The sequence below is a fragment of the Natronomonas sp. genome, from assembly GCF_046483325.1.
Classification (GTDB): Archaea; Halobacteriota; Halobacteria; order Halobacteriales; family Haloarculaceae; genus Natronomonas.
The window spans coordinates 72,548-94,961 of record NZ_JAWODL010000003.1 but is presented as its reverse complement, the minus strand read 5'-3'; the positions used below and the strand labels follow the sequence as shown (position 1 = coordinate 94,961).

Annotated in this window: 25 protein-coding genes, 2 tRNA genes and 1 other RNA gene; 15 read left to right on the top strand and 13 right to left on the bottom strand. The window is 61.3% G+C overall.

Annotated elements, in window-relative coordinates; translation table 11 throughout:
• Positions 1-327: 327 nt before the first annotated feature.
• Positions 328-402: transfer RNA gene (locus R6U53_RS00890), tRNA-Arg, on the bottom strand.
• A 96-nt stretch (positions 403-498) separates the two neighbouring features.
• Here R6U53_RS00890 and R6U53_RS00885 point away from each other — a divergent pair.
• Together R6U53_RS00885 and R6U53_RS00880 are read left to right on the top strand one after the other, a co-directional pair.
• Positions 499-1,332, top strand: coding sequence for a geranylgeranylglycerol-phosphate geranylgeranyltransferase (locus R6U53_RS00885; protein ID WP_410320491.1), 834 nt, complete (start codon positions 499-501; stop codon positions 1,330-1,332).
• 76 nt (positions 1,333-1,408) lie between these two features.
• A complete protein-coding gene (locus R6U53_RS00880; protein ID WP_410320490.1) occupies positions 1,409-1,819 on the top strand; it encodes a CoA-binding protein in 411 nt (136 codons plus the stop codon).
• Positions 1,820-1,847: 28 nt separating this feature from the next.
• On the opposite strand, the gene R6U53_RS00875 is transcribed toward R6U53_RS00880, so the two are convergent.
• The 8 genes from R6U53_RS00875 to R6U53_RS00840 form a co-directional block, all read right to left on the bottom strand.
• Positions 1,848-2,183, bottom strand: coding sequence for a DUF5798 family protein (locus tag R6U53_RS00875; RefSeq protein ID WP_410320489.1), 336 nt, complete (start codon positions 2,181-2,183; stop codon positions 1,848-1,850).
• An 89-nt stretch (positions 2,184-2,272) separates the two neighbouring features.
• Positions 2,273-2,585, bottom strand: an RNA gene (gene ffs, locus R6U53_RS00870) — signal recognition particle sRNA.
• A 111-nt stretch (positions 2,586-2,696) separates the two neighbouring features.
• Complete coding sequence (locus tag R6U53_RS00865; RefSeq protein WP_410320488.1) at positions 2,697-3,599, bottom strand: mechanosensitive ion channel family protein; 903 nt, start codon at positions 3,597-3,599, stop codon at positions 2,697-2,699.
• Complete coding sequence (locus R6U53_RS00860) at positions 3,596-3,844, bottom strand: YhbY family RNA-binding protein (RefSeq protein ID WP_410320487.1); 249 nt, start codon at positions 3,842-3,844, stop codon at positions 3,596-3,598. The genes R6U53_RS00865 and R6U53_RS00860 overlap by 4 nt, the downstream gene beginning before the upstream one ends.
• A 74-nt stretch (positions 3,845-3,918) precedes the next feature.
• The gene (locus tag R6U53_RS00855; protein WP_410320486.1) at positions 3,919-4,191 is read right to left on the bottom strand and encodes a ribonuclease P protein component 4; all 273 of its coding nucleotides are present in this window, start codon (positions 4,189-4,191) and stop codon (positions 3,919-3,921) included.
• A gap of 62 nt (positions 4,192-4,253) precedes the next feature.
• Entirely contained in the window at positions 4,254-4,595 is a 342-nt protein-coding gene (locus tag R6U53_RS00850) for a DUF5811 family protein (protein ID WP_410320485.1), read from the bottom strand.
• 71 nt (positions 4,596-4,666) lie between these two features.
• Positions 4,667-5,146, bottom strand: coding sequence for a pyruvoyl-dependent arginine decarboxylase (locus tag R6U53_RS00845; protein WP_410320484.1), 480 nt, complete (start codon positions 5,144-5,146; stop codon positions 4,667-4,669).
• A gap of 68 nt (positions 5,147-5,214) precedes the next feature.
• Positions 5,215-6,273 carry an aldo/keto reductase gene (locus tag R6U53_RS00840; protein ID WP_410320483.1) on the bottom strand — a complete coding sequence of 353 codons (1,059 nt, stop codon included), beginning with the start codon at positions 6,271-6,273 and terminating at the stop codon, positions 5,215-5,217.
• A gap of 159 nt (positions 6,274-6,432) precedes the next feature.
• Between R6U53_RS00840 and R6U53_RS00835 the strand changes: the two genes are divergently transcribed.
• On the top strand, positions 6,433-7,338 hold the full coding sequence (locus R6U53_RS00835; RefSeq protein ID WP_410320482.1) for an acyltransferase: 906 nt from the start codon (positions 6,433-6,435) through the stop codon (positions 7,336-7,338).
• A 178-nt stretch (positions 7,339-7,516) separates the two neighbouring features.
• Here the strand turns inward: R6U53_RS00835 and R6U53_RS00830 are convergent, their stop codons facing one another.
• Positions 7,517-8,491, bottom strand: coding sequence for a peptidylprolyl isomerase (locus R6U53_RS00830; RefSeq protein ID WP_410320481.1), 975 nt, complete (start codon positions 8,489-8,491; stop codon positions 7,517-7,519).
• Between the two features lie 92 nt (positions 8,492-8,583).
• On the opposite strand from R6U53_RS00830, the gene cyaB reads away from it, so the two are divergent.
• From cyaB to R6U53_RS00815, 3 genes are all read left to right on the top strand, one after another.
• Entirely contained in the window at positions 8,584-9,117 is a 534-nt protein-coding gene (cyaB, locus tag R6U53_RS00825) for a class IV adenylate cyclase (protein WP_410320480.1), read from the top strand.
• A gap of 73 nt (positions 9,118-9,190) precedes the next feature.
• Complete coding sequence (locus R6U53_RS00820; protein WP_410320479.1) at positions 9,191-10,396, top strand: methionine adenosyltransferase; 1,206 nt, start codon at positions 9,191-9,193, stop codon at positions 10,394-10,396.
• Between the two features lie 45 nt (positions 10,397-10,441).
• Positions 10,442-10,894: a DUF5804 family protein gene (locus R6U53_RS00815; protein WP_410320478.1), complete on the top strand. Its 453-nt coding sequence runs from the start codon at positions 10,442-10,444 to the stop codon at positions 10,892-10,894.
• 12 nt (positions 10,895-10,906) lie between these two features.
• On the opposite strand, the gene R6U53_RS00810 is transcribed toward R6U53_RS00815, so the two are convergent.
• The gene (locus R6U53_RS00810; protein ID WP_410320477.1) at positions 10,907-11,359 is read right to left on the bottom strand and encodes a DUF5793 family protein; all 453 of its coding nucleotides are present in this window, start codon (positions 11,357-11,359) and stop codon (positions 10,907-10,909) included.
• 181 nt (positions 11,360-11,540) lie between these two features.
• Here R6U53_RS00810 and R6U53_RS00805 point away from each other — a divergent pair, with 181 nt between their 5' ends.
• The 7 genes from R6U53_RS00805 to R6U53_RS00775 all read left to right on the top strand — a co-directional run bounded on the left by R6U53_RS00805 (position 11,541) and on the right by R6U53_RS00775 (position 19,245).
• Positions 11,541-13,217 (top strand): type II/IV secretion system ATPase subunit, encoded by a 1,677-nt coding sequence (locus R6U53_RS00805; RefSeq protein WP_410320494.1) that lies wholly within the window; start codon positions 11,541-11,543, stop codon positions 13,215-13,217.
• Positions 13,218-15,248, top strand: a complete 2,031-nt coding sequence (locus R6U53_RS00800) for a type II secretion system F family protein (protein ID WP_410320476.1) — start codon at positions 13,218-13,220, stop codon at positions 15,246-15,248. It abuts the gene before it with no gap.
• 145 nt (positions 15,249-15,393) lie between these two features.
• On the top strand, positions 15,394-16,026 hold the full coding sequence (locus R6U53_RS00795) for a class I SAM-dependent methyltransferase (RefSeq protein WP_410320475.1): 633 nt from the start codon (positions 15,394-15,396) through the stop codon (positions 16,024-16,026).
• A 155-nt stretch (positions 16,027-16,181) separates the two neighbouring features.
• A tRNA-Gly gene (locus R6U53_RS00790) sits at positions 16,182-16,252 on the top strand.
• 474 nt (positions 16,253-16,726) lie between these two features.
• Positions 16,727-17,248: a halocyanin domain-containing protein gene (locus R6U53_RS00785; protein ID WP_410320474.1), complete on the top strand. Its 522-nt coding sequence runs from the start codon at positions 16,727-16,729 to the stop codon at positions 17,246-17,248.
• A gap of 51 nt (positions 17,249-17,299) precedes the next feature.
• Positions 17,300-17,887, top strand: coding sequence for a uracil-DNA glycosylase family protein (locus R6U53_RS00780; RefSeq protein WP_410320473.1), 588 nt, complete (start codon positions 17,300-17,302; stop codon positions 17,885-17,887).
• Between the two features lie 338 nt (positions 17,888-18,225).
• Positions 18,226-19,245, top strand: coding sequence for an MBL fold metallo-hydrolase (locus R6U53_RS00775; RefSeq protein ID WP_410320472.1), 1,020 nt, complete (start codon positions 18,226-18,228; stop codon positions 19,243-19,245).
• Positions 19,246-19,260: 15 nt separating this feature from the next.
• Here R6U53_RS00775 and R6U53_RS00770 read toward each other — a convergent pair whose 3' ends face one another.
• A complete protein-coding gene (locus tag R6U53_RS00770; protein ID WP_410320471.1) occupies positions 19,261-20,367 on the bottom strand; it encodes a sensor histidine kinase in 1,107 nt (368 codons plus the stop codon).
• Positions 20,368-20,741: 374 nt separating this feature from the next.
• On the opposite strand from R6U53_RS00770, the gene fen reads away from it, so the two are divergent.
• Entirely contained in the window at positions 20,742-21,725 is a 984-nt protein-coding gene (gene fen, locus R6U53_RS00765; RefSeq protein ID WP_410320470.1) for a flap endonuclease-1, read from the top strand.
• A 61-nt stretch (positions 21,726-21,786) separates the two neighbouring features.
• A complete protein-coding gene (locus tag R6U53_RS00760; RefSeq protein WP_410320469.1) occupies positions 21,787-22,023 on the top strand; it encodes a BolA/IbaG family iron-sulfur metabolism protein in 237 nt (78 codons plus the stop codon).
• A 27-nt stretch (positions 22,024-22,050) separates the two neighbouring features.
• Here the strand turns inward: R6U53_RS00760 and R6U53_RS00755 are convergent, their stop codons facing one another.
• Complete coding sequence (locus tag R6U53_RS00755) at positions 22,051-22,326, bottom strand: amphi-Trp domain-containing protein (protein ID WP_410320468.1); 276 nt, start codon at positions 22,324-22,326, stop codon at positions 22,051-22,053.
• Between the last annotated feature and the right edge of the window lie 88 nt (positions 22,327-22,414).

Sequence of the window (22,414 nt, the reverse complement as noted above, 5' to 3'; positions counted from 1 at the left end):
TCCTCACTGTGACCACCGAACCGCAAGTGGAGTACCGGCGTCAGCGGGGTCCCACCGGTATCGATCCAGTCGGTGTGACTCGTGTGAAGATCCCATTGGTCCACCGACACCATCTTGACTGAGTTTTATGTTCGGTTTGTAAGAATCTATCGCAGACTGCTTCTGCTTGCCCTAGTTTTATGAGCTGTGCGCGCAGTTTGTATCTTGCGAATCGCATGCCAGCGACGACCCGCGTCATGGAACGTGACGGAATCTATCGCTGCTTCAGCGGCTTCTTTAAAAGGAAGTCCGCGCCGTCTGTTATATCCAAACTGTCACGCAGCGTGATGGGCGCTGCAGGATTTGAACCCGCGACATCTTGGTCCGAAGCCAAGCACTCTGTCCAGACTGAGCTAAGCGCCCGTACTAATCCGTATCCACCACCACCGCTTAAGTCCCTTGGTTTGCGCTCGAAATCGAGTCGCGGTACTTATAACTCCGGGCGGGGACGAGCCGGGTATGAAACTGGCCCGCGGGGCGATCGAGCTGATGCGGCCGGGGAACGCCATCGCGGCGGGTGGGTTGACGTTCATCGGCGCGTTCGTCGCGGGGGAATTACACAAGCCGATCCTCGCCTCAGTGGCCGTCCTCGCAACGGTCGCCGCGACCGGGGGTGGGAACGCGATCAACGATTACTTCGACCGGGAGATCGATGCGATCAACCAACCGAACCGTCCGATTCCGCGTGGAGACGTCCCGGCGAACGTCGCGCTCGGATTTAGCGTCGCACTCTTCGCCGTCGCGGTCGGGTTAACCCTCCAGCTCCCGCTGGCGGCGATCGCGATCGCGGTGATAAATCTCGCCGCCTTGATCGTCTACACGGAGTTATTTAAAGGGTTACCGGGTATCGGAAACGCGTTGGTGGCGTATCTCACCGGAAGCACGTTCCTCTACGGTGGCGCTGCAGTCGGCGGCGATCTCAGAACCGTGCTCATCCTCTTCGTTCTCGCGGCGAGCGCGACGATGGCGAGAGAGATCGTCAAAGACGTCGAAGACATCGAAGGCGATCGAGAAGAGGGGTTGAACACGCTGCCGATCGCCGTCGGTGAGCGGAGCGCGTTGTTCGTCGCAGCCGCGTTCGTCGGGTTTGCTATTCTTGTCAGCCCCGTACCATATCTACTGAACACGTTCGGGATCCCGTATCTCGTCGTCTTGCTTCCGACGGTTATGGGGTTGCTGGCAGGAATGTACCGATCGTTCACTGACCCGACAGCCGGACAATCGTTGTTGAAAGCCTCCATGTTTCTCGCGGCGGTCGCCTTCGTAATTGGACGGATCGGCCTGGTGATTTGAGATCGTCGCGGTGATCAGAGATCGCCGCCGGGAGATCCGATACGGATTTTTATGCCTCCGTGGTGTAGCCTCCGGTATGCCTGTCACAAGTGACGACGAACTGCGGGAGATTCTCGAACTCGAAACGATCGCTGTCGTCGGCTGCTCGGCGACACCGCACAAGGAAGCCCACGCGATCCCGAAGTTCATGCGCGATCACGGGTACGAGATCATCCCGGTCAACCCGTACGCAGACGAAATATTCGGCGTCGAACCGTACGATTCCATCTCGGAGGTGGGCGAGGAGATCGACATCGTCGATATCTTCCGGCCGAGCGAGGAAGTTGCGGGGATCGTCGACGAAGCGATCGAACGCGACGACATAAAATTCGTCTGGACCCAACTCGGCATCCGCGATCGTGGGGCCGGCGAGCGCGTCGAGGCGGCCGGCAAACGGTACGTCGAAGACCGATGTCTCAAGGTCGAATACCAACGACTGATGGGGTAAGTTCGGTCGAGTGGGTCGCCGGAGGGGATCAGGCCTCGTCGGGGGGAGATTCGGCGTCCAGGATCGAATCGGACGTCTCGTCGCTCGCTTCGTCGCTACCTTTCGGTTCTGGGGGTTCGGCCTCCTCGATCGCGGTTTCTGTGAGGAGTTCGTCGACATCGATCCCCTCGGATTCAGCGAGCGCTTCGATGATCGCGGTCTGACCGTCGACTTTGTTTTCTAGCGCAGCAACGCGTTTGTCGGTCTCTTTGACCGTCTCGTGCACCTCGAGCATCTGCTCGCGGAGTTCGCTGATCCGGCTGTACAGTTCTTCGCCCATGTCTGCGACCTTCTGGAGCTTTCTGGTCGCGCCTCCGAGTCCCATACCGCTCGGTTGGCTTCGGTCGGTTGTGTGCCTTGCGGTCGGGATTTCGAACTCGAGCAGCGTGGCTCGGAACGCGGAGTCCGAATGAATGGTGGACCCGGGGTGTGCCCGGACCGCTCGATACGGGGAGTCCCGCGTGCCTCCTCCACCCCGCGACCCTACGGGCGACAGCTGTCCGCGGGCCCGCTGCTCACTTCCGTGCCTGACGGATTACCCGCGGTTAACCGTGCCCGAACGTCCCTGCAGACGCCGGCGCACGGACCGCTGCCCTCGTAGGACGAGGCTTCGACGTTAGCTTGCGGGGCCCGTACCGGTTGGTCCGGACGTCCCCCGGCTTCGGTCCCCGCTAAAGACCATAGCGCGGGTTGTGAGCGGGGCCTAACCGCCCGACCTAGTCCACCTGATGGTAGACGAGTCGGACATAAGGCTCTTTCGTCTCCATATCCGGTGCTGTCGAGCGATCAAACGGACAGATCGTGAGGGAAAACTAATGGAAAGAGGCGAAAACCCGCGTTACTCGCCGGCTACCGGACCGTCGGCGACCCCGATCCCACCGGTGAGCGTTCGATGCGGGTACGGGATATCGATCCCTTCGGCGTCGAATTGCTCTTTGACGCGCTGGACGTACTCGGCGCGAGTCCTCACGAAGTCGGCTCGCGACGGATCATTGATCCAGATTCTCGACTGGAGACCGACGGAGGAGTCGCCGAGTTCGGTCAGCCGAACGGACGGCTCTGGATCGTCCATGATCCCCGGATGGTCCCTTGCTTCCTCCAGAATGATGTTCGTCGCGGCCTCGATGTCGTCGTCGTAGCCGATACCGAAAACGAACTTGAGTCGAAGTTTTTTCGCGTCGACCGGATTCTTCACCACGTTGTCCGTGAGTTGGAAGTTCGGAACGGTCAACAGTTCGTTGTCGAACGTCCGGACACGCGTGATGCGGAGGCTGATGTCCTCAACGACGCCGACGTTGTCGTCCCACTCGATCCAGTCGCCGATTTTGAACGGGCGCTCGGTGAAAATGAAGACCCCCGCAACGAAGTTCTTCAACACGTCCTGCATGGCGAATCCGATCGCGAGCGTCGCGGCCGCGGCGATCGTCGCAAGCGACCGGAGGAACCCGTTGTAACCTGCGATCCCGAAGGCGATCGTGATTCCAACGAACAAATAGAGGATCCACACGACCTTCCGGATCGGCGTCTGTGCGTGACGATCTAGATTTCGCGAATCCAAAACTCGGTTAAGAAGCGGAAGGATTCCACGCTTACCGATCAGGTACAGCACGATGAACGCGATCAAAAAGAGCGCCACGCCGATGATCGTCTCCCCGACCGGTGCAGCGACCTCCGGCGGTAAGCCGACCGATTGGAGCAGTTCGCCAAGCCACGTACCGACGCCGTTTTGTAACGCGATCATCGGGTATACACGGCCGTGTGACCGCGCGTATCGACGAGTTCGGCACCGACCCTGTCGGCGAGATCCCCCGCGAGGGCCTCGGTCGTCGCCCCTCCGCGGGACGACCGGAGGAACTTCACTTTCACGAGGTCCGTGTCGGCCAACTGATCCGATAACTCGTCAGCAACCGGGTCAAGCCCCGATTTCCCCACCCAGACGGTCGGGTCGAGATCATGTATCCTGCGTTTAAATTCTCGCGGCGACATACTCCGTGTTCGAAGTGCGGTCATAAAAATCTGACACATTCACACGGCCACGTGATTGATCAGACCCGGTGCGATCAATACGGGTATCGCGCGTGTTCACCGCAGTCGCAGGTCACGACGACGTGGCCGTCCTTGGTACGAACGCGGGCGTTCCGTCCCGGGATGAGGTACGCATCACATCGGGCACACGTAAATCGTTTGAACCGTCGGGGGAGAGGGATCCGATTACGTTCGGCGATCCGCCTGGCTCGACGGACGTAGCGCTTGGCGAGATCCGAGTCGCCCGAGCGGGACGCCTCCCGCGCCAGTTCGGTCAACCGATCGATGCGCTCCTCGGCGACGCTCACGCTACCCGGTTTCCGTGGCGTGCACAAAGGCGTTCTGTAACGCTGCCCTCGTGACGAGGGGATCAGCTCGCGGAGCTGTGGGTGTCTCTGGCGGCGTGTTTCGCTTCGAAGACCGCACCGGCGGCGAGATCGCGCGCGAGGGTGTCGACGTCCGCGTCGTCGGTCGCGTCGGGGTCGATTCCTGCCGAAATGACGGACCCGACCGGTGGGCGTACTGCGATGGTGGCTCTGAGGGAGCCGTCGTCGCCGTCGGAGATCTCGCCACCGACAATGAATTCATCGGAGAGCAACTCCCGCGTCGACGCCGCGACACTCGCAAGTTCCCGTCTGAGCGTTCGACGACGCTCGGGGGTCGGCTTGGAGTCGGCCGTCGGCGAGCCGGCGTATGGCGTGTTCCCGTGCATTGAACGACTCCGCTTACAGGGGAAGTGAATAAAAACCCGTCGGAACAATTGTCAGTTAATGGCACACACACCTACAGGATCGGCGTACTCTCACCGTACACCGCGAGCGCGATCGCCGACGTATACCCATTTGGACTGGGTTCGGCTACGACGGTCCTACGCTCCTCGTCGTCGAACGCCCACGCTCTAAGTTCCTTGCCAGCGGCGAGTCCAGCGTCGATCCGACTCCGAACCGCGTCCGGATCGTTCCCCGACGCCTCATAGAAAATGCCCGGACCGTCCCGTTCGCGTGCCCAGCCGAGACCGGCGACCGCTGGCTCCGCGCGTTCCGGTGGAACGGTCGCTCGTCCCTCGACGACGGTCAGCCGTTCGCCAGGGGGCCCGAGATCGGGCGCCTCGCCGACGACCTCGATCTCCGCGTTCGCCGGGATCACCGACGAAACGGAGACGAGGTTGTAGTTGTGAACGTTCGCGGCCGCGAGCGCGGCGTCGTATGAGGCCATCGCCGTAGGCCCGCCCGCGGTTCCCCAGACGATCCGAATGCGTCCCATTATCCAGAGGTCAGCGACGGGTGAATAAAAACATCGGGAAAAGAGCGGGTAGGCGACACTCGACGCGCTTAGAGGCCGGCGGACTGCTTGTCCAGCCCCGCGGCGTTGATGTCCTCGCCGCCAACGGACGAACGGAGTGCTTCCATCCCGTCGTTTCGATCGATCCCGAAGTTATCCGCGTACAGCCCCTGAACACGCTCGTACTCGTCGTCTGAGAGCGCCGGGACGTCGCTCGCCGCTGCCCACTCGTCGATGTCCTCGCGCGTCCGGAACGTCGGGGTCACCGTTGCGACCGAATCGTGGTACAAAAGCCACTGCAGCGCAGCCTGTGCCATGCTCCGCTCGCCGTCGCGTTCCAAGAATCGGAGTGTTTCGAGCTTCTCCCAGCCCGTCTCGTACCACTCGTCCGGGCGGTAGGCGCGGTGGTCTCCCTCTCCGAGTTCCGTTTCCGGTCTGACCTGCTCGTTCAGCAGTCCCGAGGAGTGCGGCACGCGGGGAATCAGACTTGTCGTCGATTCGGTTCGCTCTATCGTTTCGAGGAAGTGGTTGCCGACCTCCTGCTCGAAGGCGTTCCAGACCAGTTGGACGGAATCGAACTCCTCTTCGATCGCCATGTCACCCTCCGCGAGCCAGCCGATCGACGGGCCGAGTGCCCAGCCGACGGCGTCGATCCGCCCCTCGGATTCGAGATCGTCGAGAAACGCCAGCACCTCGGTGTCGACCTCGTCGACGTTCGCGTTGTGCAACTGGAGCACGTCGATCCGTTCGAGCCCCAGTCTGTCGAGCGATTTCTCGAACGCCTCCTCGAGGTACTCGCGGCCCATCTCCTTCGGCAACTCCCCGTGTCCGGCCTGTGGATTGTTGTAGAAGTCGTAGCCGATCTTCGTCGCGACGGTCACCTCGTCGCGAACGTCGTCGAGCGCGCGCCCGATGAGTTCCTCCGAGGCACCGTGGCCGTACACGTCGCCTGTGTCGAAGTACGTGATCCCCCGATCGATCGCGTACTGGACCATCTCGATCGCTTCCTCGTCGGTTCTGTCGCCCCACCAGTCGCTGCCAACGACCCACGCGCCGAAACCGATCTCCGAAACCTCGACCCCGGACGTTCCGAGCGTTCGATAATTCATACGTCGTCTTTGGGGGTTGTCCCACTTATCGCTCGTGGTTCGTCCCACGACATCGGAACCGCGCTGGCGGAACCACATCGGTTGTCCGATCCGTATGGCCGGTCGTGCACGCCCTGCACAACAGCAATTCATAACAACCACGCAGTCCTCGGGAGAGATATGACGAAGCGTCACGTCTCGCTGCCGGCCGCCGCCGAGGAAGGACTCGGGGCGTTCATCTCCGAGGTCGATACCCGGCTGTCGAGTGACGAAGACACCTGCGCCGTCGTCGAGGACGTCCTGGTCGACCTCCACGGTGACCGAAAGGCCTACGAGCGATGGCAAGCGGGCGAGGAGGTCTCGGCAGCCGAGCGGGTTCGACTACAGGGATACGACCCCTGCAAGGCCACGCTCGAAAGCGAGTACTACGCCGAAAAGGACGAGACCGCGTTCAAGCAATCGAAACACCTCCAGTGGCTCTGGCGACAGTTCGACGCCACGCCGATGGCGGACAACGTCGAATTCGCGCTCAGATTCCGGCGGATGCTCGCGGATCACCTCTTCGCCGAGTGCGGCGACGGCTGCCGGTTCTTCAAGGGAATCACCTTCACGTACGGGCACAACATTTCGATCGGTGATAACGTCGTCGTCCACGACGAAGCGCACCTCGACGACCGTGGCGTGTTAACCATCGGGGACCGCGTGTCGATCTCAGACGGGGCCCACATCTACAGCCACGATCACGATATTGTCGACCAGACCGCCGTCGACAACTACCACACCATCATCGAGGACGATGCGCGCGTCACGTTCGACGCGATGATTCGTGCCGGCTGTAAGGTCGGCGAGAACGCGATCGTCGGCGCGCGAAGCGTCGTCCAATCGGACGTTCCCGCCCACCACGTCGTCGTGGGTCAACCCGCCCAGAGCGTTCGCATCAAGCCCGGGTGGGAGGACGTCGCCAATCCACTCGACGGCGATCACCCGGATGGCCGCGCCGACCGGCGGATCGAGTACGAACTACCGGACGATCTCGAGCCGTTCGACGAATTTCAGCGAGACCTCGATCCTGCTGTGGACCGCTGAGGCATCGGCACTCAGCCGCGATACCCGCTCGACTTTTGTGCACACACGCGGCCATGCGTCGGGTGGTGTTCGGCCTGCATCATCGGTGTTCGGTTCGGTGAATACGCGTTCCGTCCGGCAATGTGGCTCACGCTTCGCTCGTTGTCGGTATCGGCGAAAATATCGGGGTATGTCGATTCTATTCGAGGTCTTCTGCGATCTCGTCGGCGTCGATGTCGGCCTCCTCGAGTGCCTCCTCGATGTCGACGTCGCCGCCGCCCATACCGCCGAACATGCCGCCCATGCCCATTCCCATGCCGGCACCGTCGAGGATCTCTTGGATCAGGATTCGATCGATGTCGGTGAGGTCGATGAGCTGTTGGGCGATCTGTTGTTTCTGCATCATCCACTGCTGGTTCATCGACAGCTGCGGCGTCGATTCGATGTAGAGGGTGTGCTTTTCGACGGTCTCGGTGATCGTCTCGGGTTCGGCGTCGCTGTCCTCGTCGACCGCGTCGGGCTCCTCGACGCGCGTCTCTTCGACCTCGTCGTCTTCGATCCACATATCCAGGTCGAGATCGAGGAACATGTTCAGCAGGCCACGAGCCTGTTCGAGGTCTTCGTCGACCGCTTCCAGCAGTTCGTACTCGTACTCGATGTCTTCGCCTGCGAGTGGGTGGTTGAAATCCACGCGAGCGCGGCCGCCAATAATCGTCTCGAGGACACCCTGCTGGCCGTCGATCTGAATTCGGGCACCGGGATAGCGATCGTCCTCGCCGATCTTGTCGGCGGAGACGGTTCGGACCTCGGACTCGTCGTAGGTGCCGAACGCTTCCTCGGCGCTGACGACGACGCTGCCCTCGTCGCCGATCTCCTTTCCGCGAATGTCGTCCTCGACGGCGGGAAAGAGGTGGCCTTCACCCAACACGATAACGCGAGGACTGAACTCGCCCTGATCGCCGACGCCTTCCTCCTCGGCGACTTCCTCGTCGGTCGTGTCGACAAGTTGGTCGTCGTCGACGGTTCGAGCGGTGTAGGCGATGCGGATGAAATCGCCGTCCTGAAGCCCTTCGTCTTCGGGTTCATCGACTGATTCTTCCTCTTCGGTTTCGGCTACCGCTTCGGTTTCGGCTACCGCTTCGGTCTCCTCGATCTCATCGGGTTCATCGCTCATACTCCCCACGACAGTCGTCGCACCCTTAACAATCACGTTTCGAAACGGCCGAAGTCACGGCACTTTTGAAGCCCTGTACCGTCGGATTGTGCATGTACGAGGTAGAACTGAAGCTCCGCGTCGAACATCAAGACCTACGCGAGCGCCTCGCGACGATCGACGCGAAGCCGGTGGGGACAGTCACGCAGGTCGATACATATTACAATCATCTAACAAGAAACTTTGCCGAAACGGACGAGGCACTTCGGATCCGTCGTGAGACCACCGATTCGGAGAAAAAAGCGAAGCTCACTTACAAAGGCCCGCTCGTCGACGCCGATTCGAAGACTCGCGAGGAACTGGAAACTAGTGTCGGCGACGAGGAGATCATGGCGGCGATCCTCGAATCCGTCGGCTTCGACCCCGCTGCGACGGTCGAAAAGACCCGAGAACGGTTCCGCTGTGGCGAGTATACGGTAACGCTCGATTCGGTCACGGGGCTCGGTGAGTTCATCGAAGTGGAAACCGAGGCTGAGAAAATAGACCCCGCACGCGAGGGAGCGGTCGAACTGCTCGAGCGGTTGGATCTCGACCCCGATCAGGGCATCCGTCGATCGTACCTCGGACTCCTCCTCGACGCGGAATAAATGCGTGGCAGTAATCTATTGTTGGAGTATGGTTTCCGTAAGTTATAGAACCGATCGAAAATAAGGGGAAGCAATGACTGACCGAAACATCCGCGTCGAGCCAGTCGTCGGCCGCGCGGTCGAAGCCCAGGACGTCGAGATCGTCGAGCGAAAGGGGCTCGGCCATCCGGACTCCCTGTGCGATGGGATCGCAGAGCACGTTTCGCAGGCCCTCGCGCGCGAGTACATCGATCGGGTCGGGAAGGTCCTCCACTACAACACGGACGAGTCGCAACTCGTCGCCGGTCGTTCCGCCCCCGCGTTCGGCGGCGGCGAGATCATCGATCCGATCTATCTTCTCATCACGGGGCGAGCGACCAAGGAGTACAAGGGGACGAAGATCCCGGCCGAAACTATCGCGCTTCGCGCCGCGCGTGAGTACATCCGCGAACAGTTCCCGTTCATCGATTACGGTACCGACATCGTCGTCGACGTGAAAATCGGAGAGGGTTCGGGGGATCTCCAGGAGGTCTTCGGCGAGGACGGCAAGCAGATCCCGATGTCGAACGACACGTCGTTCGGCGTCGGGCACGCGCCTTTGACCGAGACCGAACGGATCGTCCTCGAAACCGAAAAGCAGCTCAACGGTCGATTCAGCGACGAGAATCCGGCCGTCGGCCAGGATATCAAGGTGATGGGCAAACGCGAATCCGACACGATCGACGTGACCGTCGCGGTCGCAGTCGTCGACCGATACGTCGAGGATATCGACGAGTACGCCGAGACGATCGACGACGTTAGGACGTTCGTCGAGACGCTGACAGCCGAATACACCGATCGCGACGTTCGAGTACACGTCAACACCGCCGACAACTACGAGGAGGGTTCGATCTACCTGACCACGACGGGAACGAGCGCCGAGCAGGGTGACGACGGGTCCGTCGGCCGCGGGAACCGCGCGAACGGTCTCATCACGCCGAACCGTTCGATGTCGATGGAAGCTACCTCGGGAAAGAACCCGGTCAACCACATCGGAAAGATCTATAATCTGCTCTCGACGGAGATCGCTCGAACCGTCGTCTCGGAGGTCGACGGGATTCGCGAAGCCCGGATTCGACTGCTTTCACAGATCGGACAACCGATCGACCGCCCACACGTCGCCGACGCGAGCCTCGTGACCGAAGACGGCATCGACGTCGGCGACATCGAAGACGAAGTGGAGAGGATCATCGACTCGGAACTCGAAAACGTGACCGGAATCACCGAGCGTGTGATCGCCGGCGAACTGACGACGTTCTGATCGAGCGAACGAAACCGCTTTTTTCGTCGGTACGTATGTCGATCCATGACGCGAGTGTGTCTCGTCGGTGACGACGACGTCGAACTTCGGTACGAACTCGTCAGCCGCGAGACGTCACGGGACGCGCTCGCGACGTACAACCTCGCGACGCCCTACGAAAATTCGATTTCGCTGGAGACGGTTTCTCTCGGCGCGGCCGTCGCGCTGTTGAACGATCTCAACTGGTACCTGATTCGGTTCGTCAGCGAAGCGTTAGTCTTCGAACCATCGGTGAGCGACGGGGAGTGGCTTTCGCGTGCGCTCGCGAGCGCCATCCGTGACGACGAACTCGATCACACCGATTCCGGACGGTTCCTCAAGGTCTTCGGCATCGACGATGGACGGCTTCGCGAACCGATGTACGTGACCAGAACGGGGCCGGAACTGCCGGAGTACGATCTACACGACGTGACCGATACGCTCGTGGTTCGGGTGACGGAATCCGAGTTCGGCGCGTGAAGGCTCGCCGAGCTATATTTCGACGCCGCTCGGGATGAGGCTTCGATCGCGGAGTATCCCGCCGTCCACGCCGTAAACCAACAGCGTCGATCTCTCGTACGTCGCCATCGGTGTGCCGTCGTCGCTTTCGATGACGAGTCGGTAGCGACCGTTGCCGTCGCGCTCGCTCCCATCGGATGCCGCTGCAGTGACGGCGAAGATTTCTCCCGCTTCGACATCGAGTTCGAGGATGTACTCGCCCGTGACGCGATCCGTGACGGCAAACACGCCCATCGCGTCCGCCCCGGCCGATTCCCGTAGCCGATAGGTGACGTCGATCCCGTCGTCGTCGAGCGACCGATCCATGGGATCGAGTCGCGATTCTAGTTCCGAGATCGGACCGCCGTAGGTGACGCGTATAACTGGCTGTTCCGACGCGTCGGCGGTCCCGCCCCTCGTGCTCAAAGTGAAGTAATCTCGCCGCATTCCTGCTTGCTACCGGGTAGGGGCGCTGGACGCATCAACGTAACGCCCTCGTCAGGATCCTCGGCTACGTCTCGGCCGGTCCGATCGACGAGTCGAGTAACGCGTTCGTCACCGACTACACTCGGCCGAACACGGCGGACCTTTATTTCGTCGGCTCGCATACGGTCCGGTGACCCAGCCGATGAACGGACAGGAATCGTCGGATCCCGGACGCGACAGTGACACTCGGTCGATTCGAGAGCGACTCGTTCGCTCCCTCGAGTCGCTCCGCGGTTCGACGGTCCCTGACACGCCGTATCGGCCGATCGATCACGGACGGATCGTGGACGACCGCTCGTTCGACGGTCGCGAGATCGAACGGTACTGGCTAAACGCGCCGTTTTCTTACGCCGTCATCATCCACGACGACGAGGCGAACCAGTATCTCTATCGCGTCGTCGAACCCGAACTCGATCGATTCGAGCGCGACCTCTTGGAGACGCTGTACGACGACGTTCGGGAATCGCTCCTGTACACGCCCCGGGCGGGTGAGTCCCACGAAGTGCTCAAAGCCGAACTTCGAGACCGACTCGGACGATACGGCGTCGACGTCGATCCGGCGGGCTTCTACCGGCTGTACTACTACCTACACAGGGAGTTTCAGGGGTTCGGTAGGCTTGACCCGCTGATGTACGATCCGCACATCGAAGACATCTCGTGTGATGGCTACGGGATCCCGCTGTACGCCTACCACGAGACGTACCAAGACATCGAGACGAACATCTCGTTCGAGCGAACCGAACTCGACAACTACATCGTTCGAATGGCCCAGCAGGCCAGAAGGCACATCTCGGTCGGCAACCCGATCGTCGAGACGACGCTCCGGGACGGCTCCCGCGCCGAATTGGCGCTCGGCGAGGAGGTGACACCACATGGGTCGGCCTTTACCGTTCGGAAATACAGCGACGAACCGTTCACGCCGATCGACTTGCTCGACGTCGGGACCTACTCGCTCGATCAGATGGCGTATCTGTGGCTCGCGATCGAGCACAACAAGAACATCGTTTTCGCCGGCGGGACGGCGTCGGGGAAGACGACCTCGATGAACGCCATCTCGATGTTCATTCCGCCGCGATCGAAACTGATCACCATCGAGGATACCCGCGAACTGTCGCTGCACCACGACAACTGGTTGTCCTGTGTGACTCGGGAGCGACTGAACGAAGCCGCCAACGTGACGATGTACGACCTCCTTCGATCGGCGCTGCGCCATCGTCCCGAGTACATCATCGTCGGGGAGGTCCGTGGGGAGGAAGCGATGACGCTGTTTCAGGCCATGAACACGGGCCATACGACCCTGTCGACGATGCACGCCGACTCCGTCCAGACGGTCATCAACCGACTCGAAAACGAGCCGATCAACGTTCCGCGTCCGATGGTCCAGTCGCTCGATATCCTCTGTGTCCAGACGCTCGCTCGGTTCGGCAACGAGCGCATCCGGCGCGCGGAAACGATCGCCGAGATCGAGGGGATCGACCAGCGGACCGGCGAGCTCGACTACACGGATGCGTATCGATGGGACTCGTCGGCGGACCGTTTCGAGGAAGGAACCGAAACCCTCACTCAGGAGATCAGAGCCGAGCGCGGTTGGTCGAAGTCCGAACTCCTCCGGGAACTCAGACGACGGCGGCAGTTCCTCGAATTCCTTCAGGATCGGGACATATCCCAGTACCAGCAGTTTACCGCGATGGTAAACAGATACTACGCCGCCCCCGACGAGGTGATGGAGCGGATCGAGGATGCTCACCCTGCCCCACCTTCGGAGCAGTCGCAGGGCAACGAGATAACATCCGGCGGAACCGATACTCGAGGCGAGTGAATGCTCCGATTGCTCCCGCTCGCGCTCGTTCTCGTCGTTCTATCAGTGCTCGTCGCGGCGGCGTTCAACGAGCGGGTCGGCGCGTGGTTCGCACGAGTGGCGTTCGCCGCGTTCGGCGACCGCACGTCAGACGATATCGGGCGAGGGCGCCAACTCAGATCGGCCTCTATCGGAACCCCATACAGAGAGTACGCGGCGACGACGTCCCTGTACGCGTGGGCGGTCGGCATTTGCGGTTCGATCGTCGGCATCTACGTCGGGACGGCCATCGTCAGTATCGAACCGACCCTCCGAGTGGGCGGCGATCTGCTCTCGGGGCTGGGTGGTCGACCCGATACGGCCGCACTCGAGGGGCGAGAAATCGCGTTGATACTGGCGTTCGCCGCACTCGCCGGAGGTGTAGCAGGGAGCGCGGCGCGGGCGCTCCGATGGCGAATCCCGTCGATTCGCGCCGACGCTCGCCGGCGCCGGATCGAAGCCGGACTGCCCCGAATGATCGCGTTTACGTACGCGCTCACTCGCGGTGGGATGTCGTTTCCGGGCGTCCTTCGGACGATTTCGGCCAACGAACGTGTGTTCGGCGAGAGCGCGTCGGAAGTGACAGTCGCCGTCCGAAACATCGACCTGTTCAACGTCGACCTCGTCACGGCCGTCCAGAATCTCTCGGAGGACACGCCCTCCGAACAGTTCGGGACGTTCACCGAGAACCTCTCGAGTGTGTTACAAAGCGGCGGCAACGTCTCGGAATTCCTCCGCAAACAGTACGAGCGACACCGCGAGGAAGCCGAGGACCAACAGGCGGAGATCCTCAACGTTCTCGCGACGACGGCCGAGGTCTACGTGACCGTCATCGTTGCCGGAATGCTGTTTCTCGTCACGATTCTGTTGATAATCGGGCTTACAGCCGGCGATACGCTAAGAATTATCCGCGTTCTCACCTACGTCGTCATTCCAGCGGCGAACGTACTCTTTCTCGCGTACCTCCTCGATGTTACTCGACCGCTCCGTACCTCGGGAGATCCTCGAAATCGAGTCGACACCGGGTCCGGATCGTCTCACGTTCGCACGATCGAAACCGACGGCGGCTACACTCGCTCCGAATCACAGATAAACCACGGTCGGTTGAACTCATACCGACGGCTCCGCTCCGTTCGCGAGACGCTCGGCTCTCCGCTTGAGTCGCTGGTTGCTCGGCCGCATCTCGTGTTGTACGTGACGATTCCGATCGTCCTCATCGCGACTGCGATTCGTCTCCCCGCGGTGGTCGTCGACGGAACGATCGACGGTAGAATGCTCGACGACCTGCTCGTTCAGGCGGCCATCGCGCTTATCGGTACGTTCGCTATCGTGTACGAATACAGCAAGCGGCGCCTCCGACGACTTGAAGCTGCCCTTCCCGATCTGTTGGAGCGTCTGGCAAGCCTCAACGAATCCGGTACTTCGATCGTCTCCTCGTTGGACCGCGTCCGACGCAGCGATATCGGAGCGCTCGACGCGGAAGTCGATCGGATCTGGCGCGACGTACGGTGGGGTGCGACGGCCGAACGCGCGCTGTTGCGCTTCGAATCGCGCGTCCGGACTCCGTCGATCACCCGCGTCGTCACGCTCATCACGAACGCGATGCACGCATCGAACGAGATCGGGCCGGTCCTCCGTATCGCCGCAGAGCAGGCTCGCTCCGACCTCCAACTCCGCCGTCAGCGAGCGCAGGAGATGTTCACGTACCTCGTCGTCGTCTACGTCTCGTTTCTCGTTTTTCTCGTCGTTATCGCGGCACTGGAGTTCGTCCTGATACCGAGTCTCCCCGACATGAGTGCTCTCGGGGAAGGCGCGAGTGCGATGCCGATCGCCGGCTTTGGCGGCACCGATCGAGACGCCTACCGTCTCGCGTTTTTCCACACCGCGTTGATCCAATCGGGCCTTTCGGGCCTCGTTGCGGGCGTGATGGGCAGTGGCGCGATCGAGGACGGGTTGAAACACGCGGCGATCATGCTCTCTATTACGTACGTCGTGCTGGCGCTTTTGGCCTGATAGGGAGCGTCGCACCAGTCGACGAAGTCTCGCCGTCCCGTCCGACGAGGTCACCATGATGACGCGTGGTTACCCGGTATGCGACGATTCGACTGCTCCCGGTACGTATCGTCGCCCTCTTGTCAGTGGCTCCGAAACGGCTGGCATGAACGATCGGTCGGACGTGCGCGCCACATACGATCGGATCGCCGCCCACTTCGCGACGACGCGGGAGTACCCCTGGCCGGAGGTCGAATCCTTCTGTACCGGCCGTCACGCGGCAATCGGCCTCGATATCGGCTGTGGCAACGGCCGCCACACCGAACTACTCGCCGACCACGCCGACCGAGTCATCGGTCTCGATGCGAGCCGAGAGCTACTCTCGATCGCCCGCGAAAGGGCTCCACATGCGATCTTCGTCGAAGGCGACGCAGCTTCCCTGCCGATCGCGGACGGTACGGTCGGAATTGCGATCTACGTCGCGACGCTTCATCACCTTCCGAATCAGCGACTCCGACGGCGGAGTCTGACCGAACTCGCGCGCGTGTTGGCCCCCGACGGCGCCGCGCTCGTCAGCGCCTGGAGCACCGCACACCGCCGCTTCGAGACGGAACCCAACGCGGATCTGGGCTTCGATACCGAGGTCGATTGGACCTTGCCCGACGGGGAGACCGTCCCACGATTCTATCACATTTACGCGCCCGCGGAGTTCGACGCCGACCTCGACGCGAGCGATCTCGACGTCATCGACTCGTTCGTTTCGAGCGGGAACTGCTACGCTGTCGTCGGGTCCACATAGATGTCTTATTTAAATGTTCGCCAGACGCCGGAAGTACAGTTTTATCATACACCGCGAGGAACGAAAAGACCCTTATACGGCGTGGTGGTACGGCCTATTGCGCAACGGCGCTGTGTCGATCCGTCGGATCGGCCGGCCCCGAAGCGAGTGTACGAGCGCCGGTGGTCTAGTGGTAGGACCTGAGCCTTCCAAGCTCATGGCCCGGGTTCAAATCCCGGCCGGCGCATACCGACTCGAACGAAGTGAGTGAAATCGCCGAGAGGGATTTGAATCAGAGAGCAAGCGTAGCGAGCGACCGTGGTTCACAATCCAGGCCGGCGCATACCGACTCGAACGAACCTGAGTGGCGTCTATACGCCTCGTCGTCGATTTATACCTCTCCCGGTCGCGCGCGGCGAACGAAGTGTGCGAGCACGTCTGGTTGCGGTTCAAATCGCGGCTGGTGCACCTTCCTCCAACTGGAACGGGATCGCTTCGCGAAGGTTTTGTATGATCCATTACACGAATCGCTTCTCGACGTCCGACCGCATCTTATCATCGCCATTTGACAGTCGAAGAAGGAACTGCATAACAAAAAGACTATATGATAATTTTTCGTAGTTAGGAGGTTTCTAACGTTTATTCAGCGGAATTCAAAGAGAGTCGTTGACATGACTCAACGGGTGTTTATGTATCACCAGCACATACTTTCGGCCTGTATATGAAAGAGTTCAGCCGACGTCGATTCGTACTCGGTACAGCTGCTGCCGCGGCGACCGGTGCCCTCGCGGGATGTTCTGGTAACGGTGGCGGCAACGGTAACGGCAACGGTAACGGTAACGGCAACGGCAACGGCAACGGCGGTGGCAACGGCGGTGGCGACGGCCCCTCGGGCCGCGCTGACGCGTTCCTCAGCGAAAACGACGCCAACACCTATGAGGGCATGGAGGACATGACCGGTGAAGACGAGGTCACGGTCGACGTCGGTGCCGGCGACGGGTTCGCGTTCTCCCCGGCGGGCATCACGGTCGACGTCGGTACGACGGTCGTCTGGGAGTGGACTGGCGAAGGCGGCGGCCACAATGTCGTCTCCGAAGGCGACACCGACTTCGACTTCGAGAGCGAGCGAACCGACGAGGAAGGGTTCACCTTCGAGCAGACGTTCGAGGAGGAAGGTGCCGCACTGTACGTTTGCGTCCCCCACCGAGCTCAGGGGATGTACGGCGCCGTCGCCGTCGAATAACGCCGTCTGAGATTCGCGCTGTTTTTATTACCCCCACGCCTACCGGATGGTGTGGAGCGAGTAACGGATCGCGTTTCGAACCCGTTCGGCATGCGCGCCCCCGGAGAACCGGCAGTGTACGGCTACGGGGACGCAAACGCTGATTTTCACGTCATCGGTTTCGACGCTGGCACCCACGGCGGGAGGGAAACCGCCGTTCCGTTCACCCGGTCGCTCGCCGGTGAACGGCTTCAATCCGTCCTACACGCCGTCGGCTTCGCCGCCGAACCGTACAGCGATACACCGGAACTGAATAACTGTTATCTCTCGTATCTCCGAATGTCTCCCGGGGATCCCGAGGATCTCGAACGGTACATCGACGCCGAAATCCGTGCGTTGAACGCTCACATCCTCCTTCCGGTCGGCGACGAGGCACTCTCGTACGTGCTTACCGAGTTCACTACACAGGCCCGATCGTTTCCCGCCGATTCGACCGAACTGCACGCCTCGGAGATCAGAGGACGCGGCTTTCTCGTCGTCCCCGTCCGGGAACCAACAGCGTGGGAACCCGGAGACGAGACGGCACTCATCGATCGGCTCGACGAGCTTTTAAATAGCGACTACCGGCAAACGAAAGGCGTAGCCACCCGGATCGGCTAACTGCGGCGTACGGCGGGTCGATAGTCCGGGCGTACAGGAAGGAGAGCTAATTGCCCCTCGCGTCGAGAGGCACCGTCTCTTTCGCGCTGGTGGGACGATAATGCGGGCAGCCGAGCGATTGATCGAGGGTAGCTCGTGACCAGGAGTCACAACGCGACCGTGAAATCGGTCGGTCCACCGGCACGCGAAAAGTTTTGTTTCGTCGGCGTGCCCCCTTTGGGTATACGCATGAATACTGCAGACACTCGCTCAACCCTCTACCCCGCTGTCGCTTGTGAGACCCCCGTCGACATATCCGGCGGGTCGGTTAAAACGCTCCGTCACCGGGGGGTCGAGGCGTGAGCGATCCGGGCCTCGAATTCGAACTCGGTGTCCTATCGCTCGGAAACACGGCGTTCGAGGGGAAAAACAGCAGTTACGTGCTCGGATTGGAACCCGATGCTACGACGACGCTCATCGATACCGGCGTCTCCATCGAAGAGACGCGCCGTGAACTACGCGATGGACTCGATCAGTATGGATTGACATTTGCGGACATCGAACGGATACTTCTGACGCACCACCACGCGGATCATGCGGGGTTAGCCGGCGAGATACAGGCCGAAAGCGGGTGTCGGGTCTTCGCCCACGAGGCGGACGCACCCTTGATCGCCCACCATCCCGACGCGGTCGCCGAAGAGTCCGACCGCATGCGGCGGGTTATTGACGAGTGGGGGATGCCAGATCGAAAGCAGGAAGAACTGCTCTCGTTTCTGGATTCGACGACCGATATCCGTGGAGAGGCTCCCGATGTGACTGCGCTTACCGAAGGGCGGACGGTTGATCTCGGCTCGACCGTACTCGAAGCGGTTCACATGCCCGGGCACGCGGCCGGACTCGTGGGGTATGCTTTCGACGGCCGAGACGGCGAGGAGGTGTTCAGCGGTGACGCGCTGTTACCGTACTATACGCCGAACGTCGGTGGCGCCGACACGCGTGTCGAGGGCTCGCTCGAAGCGTATCTCGAGACGCTCGTAGCGATCATCGATCGCGGGTACACGCGCGCGTGGCCCGGCCACCGGGGGCCGATCATCGATCCGAGCGGGCGGGCGGCGGATATCGTCATCCATCACCGCGAACGGACCGAACGGGTGCTGTCCGTGCTCGAATCCGGGCCAGCAACGCCGTGGGAAGTCAGTGCCGAACTGTTCGGCTCGCTCTCGTCGATCCACATCCTCCACGGACCGGGTGAAGCCTTCGCTCACCTCGAGCATCTGGAGGCGGCCGACGTGGTCTCGAAGGATGGCCGGTCGTTCGAACGAATTGACCCCGATCCGGACCTCGACTCGCTGTTCCCGGACGTCTCCAACGCGTTGTAACGTTTCGAACAGTGGTCACGAGGCGCGGCCTTCGTCAGGTGCGTGGGGAAACCCTAATCGAAACCGCGTTCCGCCGGACGAGCGTTCGGACACCGAGACACTGCCGCCGTAGCTTTTGACGAGTTTCCGGACGAGATACAGGCCGATGCCGTCTCCGGAACTCGCGTTGCCCCGGACACCGGGATCGAAGAGGCCGTCTCGAACGCCATCCGGGATTCCGCGCCCATTGTCGGCGATTTCGATCTCTACTGCCTCGTCAACGACCGTCCCGACGACGGATATCTCCAGATCGTCCGCGGGGTTGTGAACGACGGCGTTCTCGAGTAAATTTCTGAAGACATCGCCGACGAACCGATCCGATTCGATGTACAGGCGATCGTCGAGCTCTACGCACATCTCCACGTCAGGTGCGTCGGCGCTGACGACGGCGATCTGGTCGCGGAGGACCGACGAGAGATCGACGCGGTCGAAGTCGGCGTCTCCGGTCTCGGATTCGAGGACGACGTTCGCCGTCTCGAGTAGTCGGTCGATGTTTGCCGCTCGCTCTTCGATCGCCTCCGAGGGCGTCGGGGACGGATCGAAGGTCGACGGTCTGATCGCGCGAGCGTGGTTCGAGATGGCCAAGAGATGGTTTCCGATATCGTGTTCCAGCAGGCGCAATAAGAACACGAGCGTCTCCTCTCGGTCTTCCTTCTCCGCGATCAGTTCCCGATTTCGGACCGCTTGACCCCTGTTCATCCCGACGAGCACTCCCGCCGCCGCGCCGACGGAGCCGATGATGATGAGTTCGTTCAGGACGCCAAGTGGGGCGGCCCCCGATCGGACCTCGGGAATCGACCGCCAAATGGCCAGTACACTCATGAACGTCGCGCCGCCGAAACACCACTTGGTGGCGATGACGTACTGGGTTAGCGGGAGATCAGTACTGGCGAGGCTAATGCCGGCCATCGCGACGATGTATCCGAACAGCACGTGGACGATGATACCCAACACGACTTGGTTTAGTTCCGTCGTTTGGGGACGGACCAGTACGAACCACAAGGTCAATCCGCCGATGGCGAAAGCGATCCCGGAGGTCACCAGTAGCGTCGCGAAAAACGCTCGACGTGGGACACCGATCATCAGCGATCGGCGCTCCGTTGTTGTGTCTGCGGTGGTCTCTGTACTGAACGAGTCACGTGAATCACGCTAGTGTTGTCGGTGTGTCGTTCTCTGGCGTTCGTTACCGTGTCCTGAGCGGACCTCATACCGTACCGACGCCGCGGGCTGCCGGTTAGACCGGAAAATCGGGCGCTGACGGCGTGTCCGACCATCGGTTCCGATCGAGGGACTGCGCGAACATAGACCACCTACCACATAGATGCATACCTCACTTTGGTGTAATTCGGGCGGCGTTTCGCCGCTCGAAACGGATCGAACCGACCACCGGACTGTCCGCCCCCCCACCGCGTGTCCGGTCCGGCGGATTCAAACCCCGGCGGCCCCAACGCCGGGCAATGGGTAATGCGGATCTCAGACAGCTGGCGCTCATCGAACCGAAACCGTTGGCCGAACTCGGCGGTTCGATCGTGGCGATCGACGCTCACAACTGGCTGTACCGGTACCTGACGACGACTGTCCGGTTCACGTCGAGTTCGGTCTACACGACCGCCGCCGGTGTCGAAGTCGCAAACCTCATCGGCGTCGTTCAGGGTCTTCCGAAGTTCTTCGAGGCGGACGTGACGCCCATATTCGTCTTCGACGGCGGCGTCGCGGACCTGAAGACCGACGAAGTCGAGAGCCGGCGCGAACAGCGAGAGCGGTACGAGAAGGAACTCGAAGCCGCACGATCCGGTGGAGCGGACGCCGCCGAAATATCGACGCTCGAATCGCGAACGCAGCGCCTCACGAAGACGATCCAGGAGACGACTCGGGAGCTGCTCGACCTGCTCGACGTGCCGATCGTGGAGGCGCCGGCTGAGGGAGAGGCACAGGCGGCTTACATGGCTCGATACGGTGATGTCGAGTACGCCGGTTCGGAGGACTACGACACGCTTCTTTTGGGCGCGCCGTACACGCTTCGGGGGTTAACGAGCAGCGGCGACCCCGAGTGCATGGATTTCGAACGGACGCTCGAATCGCTCGATCTGACGTGGGAAGGGCTCGTCGACGCCGCCATCCTGATGGGAACGGATTTCAACGAGGGCATTCCGGGCATTGGACCAAAGACCGCGGTGAAACTGATCCGCGAACACGGCGATCTGTCGGGGGCTCTCGAAGCCCGTAATGAATCGATACCACATGCCGACCGGATCCGAGCGATGTTTTTGAATCCGACAGTTACTGACGACTACGAATACGACACCCACATCGACCCCGATATTGGGGCCGCACGTCAGTACGTCACAGAGCAGTGGGAGATACCGGCCGACGAGGTTTCGAGGGGCTTCGAACGGATCGAGGATTCGCTCGCACAGACCGGGCTCGATCGCTGGAGTTAATGACCGATGTCGTTCGGCGCTTCCCGGCGGGTTTTTGGTTCCGGCGACCTGAACGCCGTGTATGACTCCCGAGGAAGTCGAAGCCCGTATCCAAGGGGCGCTCGAATCGTGCGAAGCGACCGTCGAGCGCGCCCGCGGCGATCACGACGACGACCACCTGCGCGCGACGGTTATTTCGCCTGCCTTCGACGGGCTCTCGCTCGTCGAGCAACACCAACTGGTGTACGACGCGCTGGGTGACGCAATGACGACGGACATTCACGCACTGGAGCTTACGACCCGGATACCGGACGCCTAACGGGCGGCAACGCGATACTGAGTGCGACTACCGACTGCCATCGGCCTCTGTTTCGTCGCTTGCTTCAGTCCACCTGATCTCGTATTCGAGCTCGTACCGCATCTCGCCGGTTTCCGAGTCGGTAAGCCGTTCGAGTTCGACCTCAAAGAGCGGCTGGTCCGGAATACTCACCCGCTCCGTCTCGCCCGCATCCTCGAGTTCGACGGTTCCGGATTCGATCTCCTCTGCGGCGGCACTCAGCATCGTTGCGATCTCGGCTCTCGTGTGCTGTCCTTCGGTTTTGAAGAGTTCTTCTTCGGGCATCGGGATACAGAACACTACCGTCGCCCATAACAGCCGATGTTGAATCTTACCGAGTGAGAAGATCGGTTCTACGAGCGAAGTTTCGATG